This window comes from Chryseolinea soli, from assembly GCF_003589925.1.
Lineage (GTDB): Bacteria > Bacteroidota > Bacteroidia > Cytophagales > Cyclobacteriaceae > Chryseolinea > Chryseolinea soli.
In genome coordinates this window covers 5,566,977-5,585,739 of record NZ_CP032382.1, presented here as the reverse complement: position 1 = coordinate 5,585,739, position 18,763 = coordinate 5,566,977, and the positions used below count along the sequence as shown (strand labels likewise).

The window sequence follows — 18,763 nt, the reverse complement described above, 5'->3', positions numbered from 1 at the left end:
CGTTCGTCGGGTTGTGTTGTAAATATTTTATGCTTCATAGTGAAAAGTGAGATATAATATTTATCTTTTGGGTACTAAAACATTAATAGCTATGGCAAAAAAAGCTAAGAAAACATCAAAAAAGGTTGCAAAGAAAGCGGCGAAGAAGGCCGCTAAAAAAGTAGCCAAGAAGGCCGCCAAAAAATCGGCACCTAAAAAAGCTGCTAAGAAGAAATCCGCCCCCAAGAAGGCTGCTAAGAAATCTGCCGCAAAGAAGGCCGCTCCCAAAAAAGCAGCAAAGAAATCGGCTCCTAAAAAATCAGTGGTCAGCGCTGTAGCCACCAAGGCAAAATCCATCAAGAAGAAAGTGGTGAAGAAGGCAAAAGCCATCTCGCAAGCCGCCGCTGACAAAGCTGTTGAAGTGAAAGAAGCCGTAGTAGACACCGCAGCATCGGTAGCCGAAAACGTAGGCGAAAAAGTGGCCGAAGCAAAAGAAGCCATCGAAAACAAAGCATCCGATATTCAAAAAAATCTCTTCGGAGCTTAGGCATTTTCATAACCTAAACCTTACTGAAGGAAGCGGTGATTTGGTCATCGCTTTTTTTATTCGGGGGAATTAGTCAGGAGCCAGAATCCAGGAGCCAGGAGCCAGAATTTTTTTGGGAGTCGGTAGTCAGTAGCCAGTAGCCAACATTTCGGAAGGTCAGTAGCCAGGAGTTAGTGTTCAAAGTCCGGGAGATAGAAGCCGGTGAATGGATTTCAGGCGGCGGAATTCGGGGGATGTTAGGCGCAATGGATTGGGTTCCTGGGGAAGCATTCGTGGGCAATTATCTCGTTGAGGTTCCTGAGTCGCGGGCGCTCCATTCAACAGCGGAGAGGAATTGTACAGCTCCAATTGGCTCAGCCGATTTTTCTTATTTTTTATTATAAGTCAAATCAACGACTATGAAGTCCCCATCCCAGAGAAGGAATCATGATCTCTTTTATTTTTAACCGGGACAGTGAATGCCTCCAGTTGGTGGGGCTAAATCGTTCTATGACGCGATGCTCTGACCACTTAATGCTGAGGTACCCGGATCCTTGACACTTGATACTGGAGTAATAAATGGATCCCAATTCTCTTTAACTCCGAATCGCTGGCCCCTTAAACCTAACTGCCCGCAAGAGGCGCACACTTACGCCAGCACAACTCCTACCTTCTGGATTCTGACCCCTGACACTATCCACCAAGCATGACGCCATGCTCACGGCTAGCGCCCTTGAGTAACTGACTACTGACTACTGGATTCTGGATTCTGGATTCTGAATTCCGAATTCCGAATACGAACTCCTGGCTCCTGGCTCCTGGATTCTGGCTCCTGGCTAATTGACATCCAACACTTCAAACCGCGAATAATTGCTCTTAAACTCCGGTACGATCTCCTTCATCAACGCCACCATTTTAAGCTCATTCTTGTCGCCCATAAGGTCCTCGAGCAAACCGAGGTGCTGACATACCTCTTCGTGGAGATATTCGCTTACCTGGGCCTTCAGGATCTTTTCGTGGTGTGTGGGAATGGTATTCTCGTGGTCGTTGAGAAGTTCTTCGTAGAGCTTTTCGCCGTCGCGGAGACCCGTGAAGACGATCTCGATGTCTTTGCCGAGTTCCTTGCCGGAGAGCTGGATGGTTTTCTTGGCCAGGTCGAAGATCTTGACCGGTTTGCCCATGTCGAAGATGAAGATCTCGCCCCCCTGCCCCATCGAGCCGGCTTCGATCACCAGTTCGCAGGCTTCGGGAATGGTCATGAAGAAGCGCGTGATCTCCGGGTGGGTCACGGTGACGGGACCTCCCTTGAGGATCTGGTCTTTGAAGATGGGAATCACCGAGCCGTTAGAGCCCAGCACGTTGCCAAAGCGCGTGGTCACAAACGAGGTGCGCGACAGGCCGAGACGGCTGTTATGACGGTCCAGGGACTGTACATAGATCTCGGCAATGCGCTTGGAACAGCCCATGATGTTGGTGGGGTTCACGGCCTTGTCGGTCGAGATCATGACAAATTTTTTCACCTTGTGCAGCACGGCCAGGTCGGCCAGCAGGCGGGTGCCAAAAATATTGGTGGTGACGGCCTCCGAAGGGTTGCTCTCCATGAGGGGCACGTGCTTATAGGCCGCCGCGTGAAAGACGATCTCCGGCTTGAAGTCACGGAAGATGCTGTGGATGCGTTGCTTGTTGCAGACGCTGGCCACAAAAACAAAAAGACGGGTCTGTTGGTTGCGGGCGCGCAGCTCGCGCTCAATTTCATAGAGGGGCGACTCGGCCTGGTCGATGAGCACCAGGGTTTGTGGCTTGTAGTTGAGCACCTGGCGGGCCAGCTCTGACCCGATGGAGCCTGCAGCCCCGGTGATGCAGATCACGCGGTTGGCGATTTCTTTTTCGATGGCGGGATTGTCCAGCCGGATCACTTCGCGGCCCAGCAGGTCCTCGATGTTGATGTCGCGGATCTGCTTCATGTCCCACTCGTTGCGCAGCCACTTCTCGAACGACGGCACATAGCTGACCTTCAGGTGAAATTGCAACGCCATGTCCACGATCTCATTCTTGCGTTCGATATTCAGGTTCTTGGAAGCGATGACCAGCTTCTTTGCCTTGTGGCGCTTCACAATCTCTGCAAGGCGATCGGAATGATAAATGCGGGTGCCGTTGATCTCTTTGTTATTTTTCTTCACATCATCGTCCAAAAAGGCCACCAGCTTGTAGAGGCTGGATACGTCGGCCTCGATGGCTTGCTTGGTGAGGAAGCCCGCGGCGCCGGCACCGAAAATGATGACCGGAATGCGTTGGGAAAAATCGGATTTGTAATACGTGAAGACATTCTTTACCAACAGCCGGTATTGATACAACAACAACGACGAGATAAAGAAGGAAATGAAGACGACCGAATACGGAATGACGTTCTTGCCAAAGTTATAGAAATACCACAGGTTGAACACCACCACGATGGTGAGGCTCAGCAATTCGGTCCCCACGATGCGAAGGCCGTCCTGGATGCCCGTATACCGAACGATGCCCGCATAACTTTTCGTGATCAGGGTAGACAACAAGGCCGCAGCAATACAAAGCACGGCGCCCAACGCCGGATTAAAGTTCCGGATCTCCTCGACGTTGAAATTGAAGCGCAACAGGAACGCCAGGCTCACGGAGAAAAGGATCAACACCTGGTCGATGAGGATCACTACCCCGCGAGGCAACACCGTGAGCTGATTAAATACTCTCTGTATCAATCTTTGTCTTCGCTTTTATTCTTTTTTTTCATGAGCCGCGAAACACCATAGGCACCGCCACCAATCAACAGGTATTCAAGGCCAGTGATGGGAACTGGGTTACCGGGAGGGCCTCCCCCGCCCGGTGGCGTTACCTGACCGTAAACCCATAACGTAGTTAGCAACAGTAATGAAATACTAGCGAGAAGGACTTTCATTATTTTATTTTAACGATTTTTTCAGTGTACTTTTTCGAACCATCTACAATCAGGACATAGTATACGCCGATGGCGCTTGTGCCCAAATCAAATTCCGCCTCCTTCACGCCGCCTTCACCTTTCAGCTCTTTCGCCTCCAGGTCAACCCCGGAAGCATTGATCAGCGTGGCCATCACATTCTTGTTTGTCGTTTTAACCTGCACCAACGCCTTGCGCTGGGTTGGGTTGGGATAGATTGTCACAGCACCGAACCCATTCAGACCTGCTTCACTGGCCGTGATCGTCACTTCGCGTGAAGCCGAAGTCTTGCAATCGCCCGACGTCACCTCCACGGTGTAGACACCGCTTTCCACGGCCTCGATCTTGTTGGTGGTGGCCCCTTCCAAGGCCACGCCGTCGCGATACCATTGGTTGCCGGTCGCATAGCTGGAGATCAGCGTGGTGCCCTCGCCCGATAAGGTTACGGGATCCAGGTTCGTCACGTTTGCTTTCACGGCTACACGGTCGCCTTCACATCCGGCGGCATTTACTACCGACACGAAATACGTTTTGGTCTTGGGAATCACCGGCGTGGTGAACGATGCACCTTGCTGGCCGGCAATCGGTGTGGTGTCGGTTTCTTCTTCATACCAGTTGTACCAACCCGATTCAGGAGCACCCGTAGCCGTCAGCGTCACGCTTCCCGCGTCGCAGGTATTTCCTTCACGTGTACTCGCCACAACGCCTTTGCTCACTACCGTGATGACAGGTTTTGCCAGTAAAGGCAGGGTTAAGCAAGACGAGGACTTCGCCAGGATGGTCAGTTCATTGTCGCCGGCGGTCAACAGGGACGTGCTCACAGGCAAGGCGAGTGTACTGCCATTACCTTTCACATAGTCCGTGGTCTGGCCGTTGTAGGTGATCGCATACAGTACGTCAGCCTGTGATTGCTCCAGCGTTACCGTAGCCAATGTATTGTCGACGCAAATGCTTTCACCCTGGGTCTTCAAATCTGTTTTCACCGCAGCTTTGCCCACCGTGACGTAAAAACGTTTCCAAAGGTTGGGTAAGTCCGTAGCAGAAACTGTAAAACTATAGCTCGCCGCATCGCGGATGTTCACCGAAGTGTTGAGCAGCGAATCCACCAAGTAGAAGTTCAGGTTGGCGTTGAAGGTCTCCAAGCCAGCGAATGACATCTGGTAGCTTCCCTTCACAGCGCCCACCACAGACACGGGGATACTCTTATCGCAATCCAGGCTTGCCAAGGAGTTGATGGAAAGGTACTGGTTGTCGCCGGCCCTCGTCATGAGGCTAAGCGCGCTGTTCATCAATTTGTAGGCATCGTATTTCGGATCGAACCCGTCGGTAGCCGGTTCGTGCAAACGCAACACGGTCTCGTCCTGCAGGCCGTTGCCGGCCATTTTGATGCGCAGAATATTAGGGAGGACCAGTGCCGCGCTGTCTTCACGGAAGAATTGTGCCGCGGTAGTGGTCTTATCGTCTTCCTGGAACGTCACCGTAGCGGGCGCTGTCGCCCGCACCCAGAAGGCCTGGCCTTGTGCAATGATCCCTGCATAGCCTTGTACACTCGGTACGCCATCCACGTAGGATACGTATTTCAATCCGGTGCCCTGGCCGCTATTATTAAAGTTGTCGGTGATATAAATCGCATTGTTCAACCCCGTAGGCACCGTTACCTGGTTCCAGTCGATGGCCGAGGGATACGGGTTACCGATAAGGTTCCAACCATCAAGCCCACCTGCCGAATGTGCCGTCACGTTGACCGGCACGGCGCCTTGTCCAAGTGTACCACGGGAATCGAAGATCTGTGCCGCCGTGCTGTTCACCTTGGCTGAATAGCCGCGTCCCTGGGGTGTGAGGGCACCGGTGAGCGAGTATGACCGGTAGCGTGCTTCGAGCGAAGAAGAGCCCGTATTAAAGGTCTCGTCGTAATAGAAGATGGACGTGATGGGAATTTCGCTACGCCAGTCCGCAACGGTAGTGCCCGTTACAGGGGCAGACAAGTAGCGGAAGCTGTTCGCGCCGGCGGTGTTCGGCATATGACGCTGAACGATTACTGAACCGTTGATGACGGCACCCGCACCCAATGCTGTGACCCGCGCCGTGGCGGCTGCGGTGGACAACAAGCGAAGCAGGTTGGTACCGGCGTTCACCGTGGTGGCCGAAGTTACCGTGAGGAAGTGTTCAACGTCTACGTTCGTCAGGACGGTGACGGCGGCTACTGCGCCGGTTTTGTTCACCTGCAGGTTATACAAGTGGATCGGTCCGGAACCCGTGGTCCGGGTGATCGATTGAGGCCGGCCAATACCATTGAGCAACAGTGTACCCTGGCGTGCCGTATAGGTGCCATCGACAACAAAATCTTCGGCGACTGCGACCTGGTAATTGTTTGTAGAAACATCCAGGCTGGAGGTCGAGCTGACCATGATATCGTTTGTCGCGGTCAGGGCACTGCCCAACGTGGCTACCCCGGAACCGAGGAAATAGGTTGAATAAAAATTCTGTCCGCCCGAAGTGATGGCCTGTGCTCCGGTTCCATTAAAATCAACACGGCTCACACCGGCTGTAAACGTACCGCCGGTCACGGTCCAATCGCCGGAGACTTTAATACGGTAGAGTGCGGAGTCCGGGACAGGTTCAATAAAATCGGTTATTGACAGGGTAAGCGCGCCGGTGATCTGAACGTTGTTGAACCGTCCGAGCAACAGGGCGTCGTTGGTGTTGGTCAGCGTGGTAGTGCCATTGAATATGGCTGTGCTGGTGCCTCCGTAAATGGATCCGTTGTTGGTCACATTGCCAGCAATGTTCACGGTGGTTCCTGTTCCCAAATTCAAGGAATGGGAAGTATTGACTTGGAACGCTCCCAAGGTCAAGGGAATTGAGCCGCTGATCGCCGAGGTGCCGTCAAATACTACAGGACTTGATGTGAAGATACCCGACGCATTGCTCACAATGTTCCCTTTGAATGTCACGGCATTGGACCCGGCGTTGAACGTTCCGTTGGTGAGCGTGAGCGTTCCGTTAATGGTTGTCGGCTGAGAAAGGGTGATGGTACCGGCGCCCTGGTTGGTCAAATCCGTGAGCCTGGTGGTGTTTGGATTGTATGGTAATTCGGGTCCTGTGCTGATGCTGGATGAACCATTGTAGACCACATTGTAACTGGAGACGGCTCCGGGCGCAGTGGTCATCGTGCCGTCTGTACGGGTGATCGTACCGCCCGTTCCCATACGGAAAGTACCGGAGGGAGCGAATGCTCCAACCACCAGGTTCAGAATACTCAGATCGAGGTTTGAACCAATCGTAAAGGTTGAACTGGGACGGTTCATGGCAATCGCCAGCATAGGGAGTCCGCCAGCGCTTTCATTCGTAAAGTTCGCGTTACCGGAGATCGTACCTGTTCCGGTGACCTGCAGTCGTGCAAACTCGTTGACAGCGAACTGGCCGCCACTGAGGGCGATGTTTCCGTTCATGGTGAACAAAAATCCACGGATATCCAGGACGCCGTTTGTTAGCGTGGTAGTGCCGTTTACGATCAAGTCATCAAATACATAAACTCTTCCGCTGCTGCGGTTGAGGGTGAAATTGTTGATGGTCAATGGCGCTGCGCCAGTAAGGGGAATTGTTCCGCCTGGATTGGAGGGAAAGGTTCCATTTCCAGTAATTGAAATACTTGATGTTGGAAGTACCGCGATAGAACTAGTACCTGGAACGAAATCTCCCCCGATGGTAAGCGTATTGCCTTGAACTGATAAATTCCCGGAGACCAAAGTCAAAGACCCGCTAAAAGTCACGTCAGAAGCCAATGAAACACCACTCGAGTTTGCTATTTGGGTAGAGACGCTGGAGGGGTGTCCTGATCCAATGAACTGGGCCGCGGTTCCATTGTAGACGATAGTCGATCCCGACGCATAGGTTCTGGTACCACTCACTTGAAGGTTACCGCTAAAGGGGCCGGGTTGTATGGCTCCCAAGGCTTGCGTTGAACCTACCTGTAACGTTCCTCCTGCAAGCAGGGAGAATGTTCCCGATCCTCCGAGAAAGTTAACTCCGGGCAATGACAAGGTCGCGCCATTCGCGATACTATAGTTTATTGCTCCTCCTGCAGGCGTTAAGACAGATGTGTATACTTGGGCGGTGGACCCTATGAAATTTAGATTTGTATCTGCACCACTGCTATATATTGATCCCCCTGTCTGAGTATAGTTTCCTTTCAGATCAAATGTTGTTACCGCTGAGGTTGCCGAAAAATCTATAATGGCGTTATCCTCGAGCAGAAAATTGCCGTTGCAAATGAGATGTAAGTTTTGATCATCAGCGAGTTGAGCATACCCGTCGTTTCCATGCACATGTATGTCTCCGTTTATGGTCAGATTACCCGTTGTTCCGCTAGCAAAGCCAAAAGCGGCATCCGATACTTCAAAGGAGCCACCAATAGAAAGGTTTCCTCCGGCGCCCAGTGAATGATATAACGCATCTATCCCTGTGCTCAGCACCCTGAAATTGCCAACGACGGTAATAGGCTGACCGTTGAGGTTCACCGTGGCATCTTGATTGGGCGAATTCCAAATGAAATTCCCAAACGCTTGATTAAGTCCAGTGGGGGGAGTCGACCCTCCAGACGCATATCCAACGATATTTAAAGTCGACGTTGCATTCCATGTTGATGTCGGTATCGTTCCAGCATCGGTAAATAGGTGAAAATAATTTGAACCGGCTCCAAACGTTAGTTTTGAAGCGGAAACATTGGTGAAGGCGCCATTATTGTTAACAGTGCCAGAAACCAGCACCGTACGGTTTGGGATTGCCGACGTAAATGCCAGTGTCCCATTGTTATTTAGCACTCCGTTTAACGTTACTTCGGTGCCTGAACCATTCGCAAGGGTCACGATGACACCTGCGTTGATTGTCACTGTACCCCCAGCGTCAACAACCGTCTGATCAATTGTCACGTTTGCCGTAACAGTCACCACGTGCGGGCTCCGGATAGTTATTACACCGTTTGCGCTGGTCGGGCTGGCCCCGGCCACTACCCAACTCGTGCCGTTAAAAGTCTCCCATGTTCCTGCCGTACTCCAAGGACCCGTGCCTGCGCTTCGATAATCGCCGGAGGCCTGCCCCCACAAATCCATCACAACAAATCCTATGGCACCAATAAGTAGTAAAGTCCTTTTCATCATATCCTAATATAGACGTCTTTCAATAGTTCGTTTAAGTCTGGTCACTGGATCCCAGAGGGCTTTCCCCAACCTAACCCAGCGGTAACCCGGCTTTGCAAAAAGGAAGTAAAAAATTACGTCCCCCTCTACCTGGCCGGGAAAACTTTGCTGCAAAAGTAATGAAATTTACATGAAGTCCTCAAACTGCTCCGCTTCACCCGATTCCATACTTTTAAAATCAAAATCGTAACCTTCCTGTGGAAAACTTTCCCTGATTTCGCGTCGGCTTCGCGCAGGGATGCATCTGAAATTCTTTCATAACACACAATTACCTTACAAGTTTGCGCTACCCAGAGATTTTGAGGCGAAAACATCTTCTTTTAAAAAGAATTTCTGACGGCATGGGGGAGATAATTACCTTAAGTAAAGATATGTTGTAATCGAGTCCCTCACAAACTTTAAAATTCGCTTTGAAACGCTTTATAACCCGGCCCATCGCATTGAAAGAAATCCCTGATGGGTGGTAAATAAAGGGTCTGGCGGGTCAAATCCGGCATAATTGACCATCCAAAGCCTGCATTTAAGCCGTATCGCCATCCCAAACCAGCGTTTCAGGGGGTGAAATAGAAGTCGCCCATCAACGAGTTGCTTTCCCAGGGCACTTGGCGGTTCCCCGATTCGTTGCTCACTTCGATCCGCACTTGCTTGAAGATGTCCTCGATCTTCAAACCGGGCACGTTCATGTATTTCATCAACTTGGCCGTGTAAAGCCCATTCCGGTCCGTGCCATCGGACGCGGTCTTGCCCGGGGCCGTGGAATAGGCCACGATGGACCCGGTCGGTGCCTCCACCCTTACCATGCCTTTTTCACCGGAACGCGAGAACGATTTGAAGGGACTGTTCCGGCATGCATCCAAGATCATGATGTTCAGACGGTTGTTCGACGACTCCATAAACCTCAGAATGGACGACACGCTAACACACACATCGGGTACCTCTTCTTTATACTCAAACGAAGCGTCGATGGGCACCAGGAAGTTGTCGCCATCCACCTGGACGCCATGCCCGGAATAATAGAACAGCCCAACCCCACCCTGGGCGATCTTTTCCGTGAACTGCCGCACGGCGTTGCGCATCTCCAGGCGGGTGCCGTCGATGACCTTGGTGACGTCGAAATTCTTTTGTTTCAATAGCTCAGCCAGATCGTTGGCGTCGTTCACGGCGTTTGCCAGGGGCGAGATCTTGTAACCCTTGTTGCCAATGACGAGGGCGATCTTGCGCTCTGCCGCTTTAGCGGTGGCGTTATGCGCTGTATCGGCCTGGATGTTGTAGGCTTGCTCCCCGCTTTTTGCCTTGATAACTTGCTGCGCTGCGGCGGGCCACACCAAGGCGCTCAACAGCAGGAGAACAAAAAGCTTTTTCATTGGAAGGGTCGCGTCGTTTTTGTTAAATTACAATAATATCTTCCTTTCATGAAATCCCTCTCTCTCATTTTAAAGCCGCTCCCTCCTGGTTTATTATCCCTATCTCCCTTTTTACAGGTACTTGTTTTGATAACGGCTTTTGGTATACCCCTGCATGCCCAGATCATCGGCGACATCAAACACGAAGCCTTCCGGCAGAAGGTCTTGCTCACCTACACCGTGAACGGCCTCGCCTCCAACCAGCACCTGGAAGTGAACCTCTATTGCTCCGACGACGACTTCAAGACTGGGCTGGTCAGTCTCTCCGGGAATGGGGCGGGCGATCACGTGCAGGGCAATGGGCAGAAAACGGTTATCTGGGATGTCTTGAAAGACCGCCCTAAACTGACGGGCAAGGTGTCGTTCGAAATACGGGCGCTCGTCTTGAACGACATGAACCCCTCGGCCTCGACCGCCACCGGCCCCGTAGTGACGGCCGCATCGCCGGAAGAAAAAAAATCGGCCGTCTATGCCGAGATGTCGTCGGCGCTGGGCAGTTTTATCATCGAAGCCAAAGACCTGGTGATCGCTTTCCGCAAAAGCAACGACACGATGTTTGAAGACAACCTGATGCTGCGCCAACTCACCGACGCGGTTATCAACTACAACACGGCCTTTAACAAGCTCAACAACGACCGCATGTCCTACGAAAAGGAAGTGCTGCTCTACTGGAATAACGAAGCCCTGTATAACGACGTGCGCTACCTTTTCGACTATGCCCTGGGTGAACTGCACTCGGCCAACGTGCTCGAACTGAACAGCGCTTTGTCTACGATCAATGACATCAACCTCGGCAAAATAGCCGGACGCAAGAACGAACGCGACGCGAAGGAGAAGGTGTTGATGAGCATCTACCAAAATACCGGCCAGCTGGACAAGCGTATCCAGGAATTGGAACGGCGGGCCAACCGGATCTTGTACACCCTCTCCAACCGATAATGAAAACCCGCGTCACCCCTCTCCTTCTGTTCGCCCTCGTGCTGACCACATGGTGCAGCCAAGCCCAGGAAATCGACCAGGACAAGCTCCTGCACATGCGCGATTCGCTCGACAACCTGTTGGTGATCAATCCTACCGCATCGGCCATCCTGGTGAAAAAGGGCGAGCTGGAATTGTACTCCTTCAACACCTTTCTCACCAGCACACAGTTCAATGACAAAAACGGCACCAACGCCAACCTGACGGGCAAACAGTTACTATTCAATTCGCTGTTCCAGGTCAACTACGGCCTTTCGCGCAACCGTCGTGTCAACCTTGGGGTGGATGTTAATTTCAGGGCTTACCGGTACGACATCGATAAAAGCAGCAAAGTGCTCTCGTTGTTCCAGGACAATCCGGGCAACAAGACAGCCGTATCCTATGTGGGCCCGCGCCTCCGCTTCCAACCGTTTCGGAGGATTCGCAATTTTACGTATCAAAGCTATGTGTGGCTGCCAGTGGGCCCGAAAGAAAATCAGGTCGCTTTGGGCAGCAGCAAGGTGAACTGGGGAAACACGTTCTTCTTTTACAAGTACTTCACCGACAAGCTCGGCTTCTTTTCACAACTCAACTTTGCCCTGGCATTTCCTTCCGCCAACAGCGAGACCGGAGCCAAGACCGAATTTTATCTTCCGATAAGCGTTTCACTGAGTTATGTGCTCACACGCAAGGACCTGCTGTTTGGCACCCTCTCCTACAGTTGGACCAACATTGACATTAGCAAGATCAGCGAAGGGGCCGACAGCGACTTCGCGCAATACGGCCTGGGCTATCAGCACCTTTTTAGCAAGCGGTTCTTTGTCAACGCCAGCTATACCGGCACGTTGATGGCGCGCAACTACGGCAAATGGAGCGGGGCCAATGTGTGTCTTCGTTATGTCTTCTGATAGGCTTGCCGTTATTTACAATCCGGTGTACTACACGGGCTGCTTCCCAGCACAAGCTGCCGCCCGGTAGTGCGGCTGGTGAGATAGATGTTGTTGTTGTAGAACTGGCCATCGTAGGTGTCGCCATTGATGGTGAGCGTGAGATAGCCGCTGGCAAAACTTCCCGTTGCGTCGCTGCTGGAAATGGTGCCCGCCACCTGAAAGTCCTGATCGGTGTCCAGCCTTACAGTAGACTCCCAATAGAAGCCATCGGTGTCATTGTTTTCATTGAAGGCCACAGACCAATCGGCATCGATGTTGGTCGTCAGGTTAACCGGGGGCGGCGGCGGAAGGATGATGATGGGTGGCGGAATGGGACCCGGCGGCGGTGCATTCAGGACGGTGAAGTTAAGGTCGACTTTATACGACGTTGAAATGTCGGACGTGTAGAACAACCGTAGTGTCATGGCGCCGGTCGAGCCGATGTCGTTGGGGACCACGAACGTGATCGCGTTGGCTTGCCGAAAATTGGGGGTGATCACTTTTCCGTTTAGCGTGATCCGCGTAACGGTGCCCAGGTTGGGTCCTTCCAGCAAGACGGGCCAATCCACGGGGTTGTTGTTCGGTTTTAGTTTGAGCTGCGCCGTGGCCGGCTCGGCCAAGAGCAGGAAAGGATAATTATTGGAATAGTCGGCAGCGGTCTTCACGCTCACGTTCACGCTCTTGTTCACCGTGCTGTTGACCGGCACGTTCACCTTCACCACATTGTTACTCACCCATGTTCCCGCTACAGACGTACCGTTGACGATGACGGTTATGGGGTTTGTAAAATTCGTACCGTTGACCGTGATCGGCTGCCCCACCGTTCCGCTCGCCGGCGAGATGCTGGTGATAGAAGGTTTCCCCACGATCGTAAAGTCTGTGGCCGACGCCACCGCAGTTTGCACAGCATCGGTCGTCACGCTGATCCTCCCCGTGGACGCCCCCGCCGGAACCTGCACCACCAATTGCGTGGCCGATACGGATTTGACCGTTGCGTTTACCCCGTTGAAGAACTGAACCGTTGGATTGTGCTGGAGATTAGTGCCGGTGATGGTCACACTGGTCCCTGAAACACCACCCGTGGGATTGAACGATGTGATCGATGGCGGGGAGAGTATTTCAAACTTACTGGCCGTATTTGTTGTACCCGGTGTGGTGGTCACGCTGATGGCGCCGGTCACTGCCCCGGCAGGCACTTTCACTATCACCTGATTGTCTGTTCCGGCACCAACTTTCGTGGCGGTTAAGTTATTCGCGAACTTTACGGTAGCGCCCGTAAGATAAGAACCGTTGATGGTGACCTGCGTGTCCACCCCTCCTTTTGCCGGTGTGAACGACGTGATGATCGGCTTCACATTCAAAACAAAATCCGTCAAGCTCAACGCACCATTCACATTGATCTTACCCGTGGACGCTCCCTGCGGCACCTGGCAAATGATCTGTGTCGACAACGATTTTAAAATCGTGGTGGCCTGAATATTATTCGTGAAGCGCACATAAGGCGAACTCGGCAAATTGATACCGGTGATGGTGACCACCGTTCCGACGATGCCCGAGCTGGGATTGACAGCCGTGATCTGCGGCGCACCGAGCACGGTGAAGAGATCCGTGGTTTCAAACGTACCGCCCGGGGTCTGCACAGAGATCTTCCCGGTCACGGTGCCGGCCAATACTTCCACGGTCACCTCGGTGTCGGTCTTGCTCACGATCTTCAGGTCTTTCAATGCCACTTTCGCCGACGTGATCGAGGCCAGGTTCATCCCCGTCAGAACGATCTGCGTTCCCGTCACCCCCGAGGGCGGGTCGAACTTCGAAATGAGCGGTGCACCCTGCACCAGGAAGTCGGTCGTCGATAGCGCTGTGCCGGCCGGCGTGGTCACGGATATTTTCCCGCTGCTTCCGCCTATGGGCACTTTAGTTTTGATCTTCGTGCCATCATTGGATACGATCTGTGCGGGTGTGGTACCGAATTTCAATTCGAATGCTCCCGTAAAATTCAATCCGGTGATAAGCACGTCAGTGCCCACTCCCCCCGTGGTCTTGTCTATGGTCTGAATAGCGGGCCCGGGGATGGCGGAAAACTTTTTCGGCGTCTTCCCTTTTCCTCCGGGTGTGTATACGTAGATCGTATCGGTAGGCGCACCGTCGGGTACCCGCACCGTGATGGATTCGGGCGCGTCGGTGATGATCTCTGCCTCCAGGATCGGCCCGAAGGTCACTTTTTGTGCGTCCGAAAGATTTTCCCCTTCCAGTTTGATCACTTTCCCAGCAGCGCCGTTGTCGGGCGTGAATGAAATAATTTTAGGCGCCATCAACACCAGGAAAGCCGCGGGCTCTGACACGCCGCTGGCTGAGGTGACCTTGATATCGGCTGCATCCGGCAACAGCCCCGCAGGTACGGTCACCAGAATAGTATCGCCGGCAACGGTAAAGACCGCATCTCGCTCCGTTTCCTGGTCGGACGACTTGAACCTAACAGCCGACACGTTGGTAAAATAACTACCAGCAATCTTAACGAGCGTGCCAATACCCGAACGGTTAGGTTTCAACGTGCGAATGATAGGAACAGGCGGCAACACCGTGAAGGCCTTTGGCTGCGAGGCCCCATATTTTGTTTTAACCGTGAGGGAAACTTCTTCTGGTTGCGTTCGGAACGGAACAATGAACTGCGCCTCCGTCCGCGTCGGCGTACCGGCTGTACTGATGACCCCATTGTCAACCAACACCTGCAGCGATCCATCGAAATTATTACCATTGATCGTCACGATCTCCCCGGACGGCGCCGACGTCTTACTGACAGAAGTAATTTCCGGAGGCAACAAAACCTCATCCCGAATACAACCATCAACCCAGACCAATAACAGGGCCAGGACGGCCATTTGGACAGCGCGTAAGATCCGTTTCATTCTATATTCGGTTATAAGCCTTGTAGTCAGGAGCCAGGAGCCGTTTACAATTTATGGCTATTGCCTTGACGTCACGCCCCAGTACGACAAAGACGCGACGACTTCAAATTCCTTTTTCTACTGACTAGATATTGGCTCCTGACTACTGGCTACTGATTCTGGCTCCTGATCTTACTGCTCCTTACTAATAATGACCCGCAGCGTCTCCCCCTTCCCGCTTTCATTCTGGATCGAAAGTAAATACAATCCGTCGCTCAGGTGCTGGGCATCTACAAATCCATCTGCACGGGGTTCTTTGGCCGATAGCACCAATTTTCCTTGGGCGTTATAGAGTTCGAAAGGTAAGGGTCTGGCGAGGTTTTGAATTTTGAACAGGCCGTTGCTGGGGTTGGGTGCTACGCTGACGTGGGAAGAGAACGTGCTTTCGGTTCCGGTGATGACGCAGGTGTTGTTCCAGATCACCGTGTCGGCGCAGGTGCCGGTGTTCTTTACGATCAGGTATTCACCAAGGCCGTCGATGTCCATGAGGCCGAGGGGTGTGGTGCTGCCTTTTTTGAAAAGCGTGTATTCGCCCTCGGTGAAGTTGGTATCGGTGACCAATTCGGACCACACGGGCTGGAAGCTTTTGCAATCTATGTCGGTAGCCAGCACCAGGTTGGGTTTCGGATCGATGTCTACGTCGATGCCATCGCTGATGGCCGTGCCTTTGCATGTGCCGGTCACTTCGCAGGTGTATCGGCCTTCATCCAGGGGTGAGATGTGTTGGATGGTGAGTGTGGCGGTCTTTGAGCCACTGATGGTGCCCGCGTCGGACAAGAGCGAGCCGTTCTTTTTCCAGCTATAGGTCAATCCGTTGCCGCTTGCAGTCACGGAGAGCGTAAGTTTGTCGTCCTGGCATGTTTTCAAGTCGGTGGTTTGCGAGACGATCTGGGTTCCGTTGCTCACGGCAACCGTGATGCCCGTCGAGTTGATCGGGTTGCCACATCCGGATTTCACTTCGCAGGTGTATACGCCCGCGTCGGCAGTCGAGGCGGAGATGATCAGTAGCTCGTCCGTTGTTGTCCCCGTATGGGCCATTCCGTCGGTGAGCACTACGCCGTCTTTCTTCCATTGGAACTGGAAGTTTCCTGTGCCTGTCGTCACCGAAATTCTGCCCACATCGCCTTCGCACAATGCAGTATTGCCGGATTGGGAAACAATCGACGGGGCGGGATCAATGTTGAGCTGTGCCGCGGAGGAAGCAATTTCACTGCCGCAGGGATTGTTGATGGTACAGGTATAAGCGCCTGCTTCCAGTTCTGTGGCACCGGTAATGGTGAGCGTGGCCGTGGTGGCCCCGCTATATTTGCCTCCGTTGTTGACTACTGTATTTCCTTTTCGCCAGGTATACGTCAGCGACGGACCCGAAGCGGTGATGCTGAAGGAAACGTTGGTCCCCGTGCAAACCGACTTGGACACTGGTTGCGAAGTGATCTGTGAAGGTGTACTAATGCTCACGGTCGTGGCCGACGACGTGGCCGGATTGCCACACATGCCGGTGATCACACAGGAATATTGGCCCACATCGCCCGCCGCCAGTTGCTTTAGGGTGAGCGTGTTGGTTTTTGTGCCTACCACCGTACCACTTTCCACAAGATTGTTCGCCCCCTTGCGCCATTGATACGTGAGGTTGGCACCGCTGGCCACCAGCGTGATCGAGAGGTCGTTGCCCGCGCATGCCGCGGCCGTGGCGGGTGGCGGTGTGATGACCGATGCGGGCAGGAAGACGGTCAGTGACGCGCTTTGACTGGTGATGGGGGTTGCAAAACAATCGGACGTTACGTCGCAGGTATATAAGCCGGCATCCGTCGCGGCAATGGTTTTCAGACCTAGGTTGGCCGTTTTAGCGCCGGTGATCAAGGTGTTGTCCACCAGGGCCACGCCTCCTTTTTTCCATTGGTATTTCACATTCTGGCCTGTGGCCGTAATCGTGAAATTGATATTGGATCCGGCGCACGCTTCAACAGCAGTGGGCTGACCGGTGATGATCGGGCCGTCCACAAAGGTCAGCGTGACGGCCGTTGTCGTTTTCGTATGATTGCAGCCATCATAGATCGTGCAGGTGTAGGAACCGCCGTCGTTCACGTTATCTGCACCGGTGATGGTGAGTGTTGCCGTGGTCGCTCCCGAAATATGGCCACCGTTGGCCAACAAGTCGGCGCCTTTTTTCCATTGATACAACAACCCCGTTCCTGTGGCGGCTACCGTAAACTGAACCGTACTACCCGCGCAGACTTTTTGGCTTTGGGGTGGTGTGATGATGGTGATGGCGAGTTTGTCACAAGACGTGAGGCGTTTGACGCATTGCTGCCGGGTTGGTATGATATAGTCTCCATTGCTATCCAGGACTGCGCCTGTAACAAAGGTAGGGAGAACTACCTGGGGGGTAAGTTTATCTCCGGTAGGCGAATACCGGATCAGCGTACTCGTTTCTATAAAGTCCTGAATGGAGAAAACAAGACCCGCTGTGCCGTCGGCTTCTATATTAATGGACACGTACGGATAGTCGATGTCGAAAGCGCTGAACGTGTCGATGTAGTCAGCCGCCGTAGGCGTCGGAAAAGTGCTAGGGTAATTGACCAAGGCATAGTTGCCGCTTCCATTTTGTCCGACAACAACAAAATCGTTACCGCGGAACGCCACGATGATCTTGCCCAGGTCGAAAAGTTCATTTTCGAGGATGGCACCGTCGGATGCTCGTACCTTAATCAAGCGAGAGGAATTAAAGTCGGCAGCGGTGATGTAGGCATTCCCATCCGGACCAACCTTGACCCCGCCTATGTTCAGGTTGTTATTATAGTCGATCTGCCATTGCAGCGCTCCTGCTGATGAATACTTAATAAGTTTATACTGGGTGGTGCCAAAATTATAGGCAAGAATATACACGTCGCCTGTCGAGGATACGGCAATCGACTGACCGTTGTAGTTCGGCAAAGATACCAATGACACTCCCTGCCACAGATCAGCACCGGTGGCGGGATCATATTTTGCTATGTAGAGCTCGTCATTTCCATAATCATAGCCGGTAGCATAGACGTTTCCGTTGTTATCGGGAACTGCGTCAATGAGGGCAACCGAAGTAAATGTATTTTCCCACGCCTTAGCACCATTGGCGGAAGCGTATTTGATGATGCTTAGGTCCTGGTTGTGAATGGCCAACACATTGCCACTGTTGTCGACTTCAAAATCGCGCACGCTCAGCGTGAGGTCCTTCGACCAACTTACCACCCCGGCTTTTGTGAGCTTGTACATCTTCAAATTGCCCACCATCGCCATATCGCCCGTGGCATTCCTCACGATACTGTTTCGGATATTATTGTGATTGGAGCCGTCGTCCGTATACGTGGGTACGTCGATACACGACTGGTAGAACTGCCCGTAACCAGGCAAGCATAGAAATGCCGAAATAACAAAGAGGAGGGTTCTCATGTAAGATCAAGCAATAGACAACATCCGAAGTTAGGGAATAATTGGAGGCAAACAATGTTTGGGAGAAATTATATTGGAAGCGGAATCAATTTGGGGAAGATTTTGAGTTGGAAGTTTTAAGCGTTAGAATTCAGGAGCCAGAATCCAGGAGCCGGGAGCCAGAATTCAGGGGGCGGGAGTTTGGCGCATTTCGTTTCAAAAATTGTCTCTGATATTTTTACATGTTTCTTTTGTTGCGTTCTTTTTCAAACGTTCTTCCAGGCGAATACAGTACAACGTTATGCGTTGCGGTTTGTGTGGCGCTCGCATTTCCAGGATTGGGTTGACGTTGACTCGGCTTATCTATAGGCTTATGTATGGCCCTATCTACGGCTGGGCCGGTGCGTAAAAAAAATTGCTACTGCCCCTTCTTTTCAAATAAACTTTCATCTATCATTGCGACGGATT

9 protein-coding genes are annotated in these 18,763 nt (G+C 52.5%); 3 read left to right on the top strand and 6 right to left on the bottom strand.

Annotated elements, in window-relative coordinates:
• Nucleotides 1–46 precede the first annotated feature (46 nt).
• The gene (locus D4L85_RS23550) at nt 47–526 is read left to right on the top strand and encodes a hypothetical protein (RefSeq protein ID WP_185154860.1); all 480 of its coding nucleotides are present in this window, start codon (nt 47–49) and stop codon (nt 524–526) included.
• An 815-nt stretch (nt 527–1,341) separates the two neighbouring features.
• Here D4L85_RS23550 and D4L85_RS23545 read toward each other — a convergent pair.
• The 4 genes from D4L85_RS23545 to D4L85_RS23530 form a co-directional block, all read right to left on the bottom strand.
• Nucleotides 1,342–3,240, bottom strand: coding sequence for a polysaccharide biosynthesis protein (locus D4L85_RS23545; RefSeq protein ID WP_119756614.1), 1,899 nt, complete (start codon nt 3,238–3,240; stop codon nt 1,342–1,344).
• Nucleotides 3,237–3,437 carry a hypothetical protein gene (locus tag D4L85_RS23540; RefSeq protein ID WP_119756613.1) on the bottom strand — a complete coding sequence of 67 codons (201 nt, stop codon included), beginning with the start codon at nt 3,435–3,437 and terminating at the stop codon, nt 3,237–3,239. Before D4L85_RS23540 ends, D4L85_RS23545 begins: the two co-directional genes overlap by 4 nt.
• A complete protein-coding gene (locus tag D4L85_RS23535) occupies nt 3,437–7,033 on the bottom strand; it encodes an Ig-like domain-containing protein (protein WP_160143947.1) in 3,597 nt (1,198 codons plus the stop codon). The genes D4L85_RS23540 and D4L85_RS23535 overlap by 1 nt, the downstream gene beginning before the upstream one ends.
• A gap of 2,171 nt (nt 7,034–9,204) precedes the next feature.
• The gene (locus tag D4L85_RS23530; RefSeq protein ID WP_119756611.1) at nt 9,205–10,017 is read right to left on the bottom strand and encodes a caspase family protein; all 813 of its coding nucleotides are present in this window, start codon (nt 10,015–10,017) and stop codon (nt 9,205–9,207) included.
• Between the two features lie 126 nt (nt 10,018–10,143).
• Between D4L85_RS23530 and D4L85_RS23525 the strand changes: the two genes are divergently transcribed.
• Nucleotides 10,144–10,995 carry a hypothetical protein gene (locus D4L85_RS23525; protein WP_119756610.1) on the top strand — a complete coding sequence of 284 codons (852 nt, stop codon included), beginning with the start codon at nt 10,144–10,146 and terminating at the stop codon, nt 10,993–10,995.
• Nucleotides 10,995–11,921: a porin family protein gene (locus tag D4L85_RS23520; RefSeq protein ID WP_119756609.1), complete on the top strand. Its 927-nt coding sequence runs from the start codon at nt 10,995–10,997 to the stop codon at nt 11,919–11,921. Before D4L85_RS23525 ends, D4L85_RS23520 begins: the two co-directional genes overlap by 1 nt.
• A gap of 11 nt (nt 11,922–11,932) precedes the next feature.
• Here the strand turns inward: D4L85_RS23520 and D4L85_RS23515 are convergent, their stop codons facing one another.
• Entirely contained in the window at nt 11,933–14,848 is a 2,916-nt protein-coding gene (locus D4L85_RS23515) for an IPT/TIG domain-containing protein (RefSeq protein ID WP_119756608.1), read from the bottom strand.
• 171 nt (nt 14,849–15,019) lie between these two features.
• Nucleotides 15,020–18,316 (bottom strand): immunoglobulin domain-containing protein, encoded by a 3,297-nt coding sequence (locus D4L85_RS23510; protein WP_119756607.1) that lies wholly within the window; start codon nt 18,314–18,316, stop codon nt 15,020–15,022.
• Between the last annotated feature and the right edge of the window lie 447 nt (nt 18,317–18,763).

Excerpts from the sequence above, each read along its gene's own strand:
- D4L85_RS23515 (WP_119756608.1), bottom strand. The coding sequence starts at position 14,848 with ATGAAACGGATCTTACGCGCTGTCCAAATGGCCGTCCTGGCCCTGTTA.
- D4L85_RS23510 (WP_119756607.1), bottom strand. The coding sequence starts at position 18,316 with ATGAGAACCCTCCTCTTTGTTATTTCGGCATTTCTATGCTTGCCTGGT.
- D4L85_RS23540 (WP_119756613.1), bottom strand. The coding sequence starts at position 3,437 with ATGAAAGTCCTTCTCGCTAGTATTTCATTACTGTTGCTAACTACGTTA.
- D4L85_RS23530 (WP_119756611.1), bottom strand. The coding sequence starts at position 10,017 with ATGAAAAAGCTTTTTGTTCTCCTGCTGTTGAGCGCCTTGGTGTGGCCC.
- D4L85_RS23520 (WP_119756609.1), top strand. The coding sequence starts at position 10,995 with ATGAAAACCCGCGTCACCCCTCTCCTTCTGTTCGCCCTCGTGCTGACC.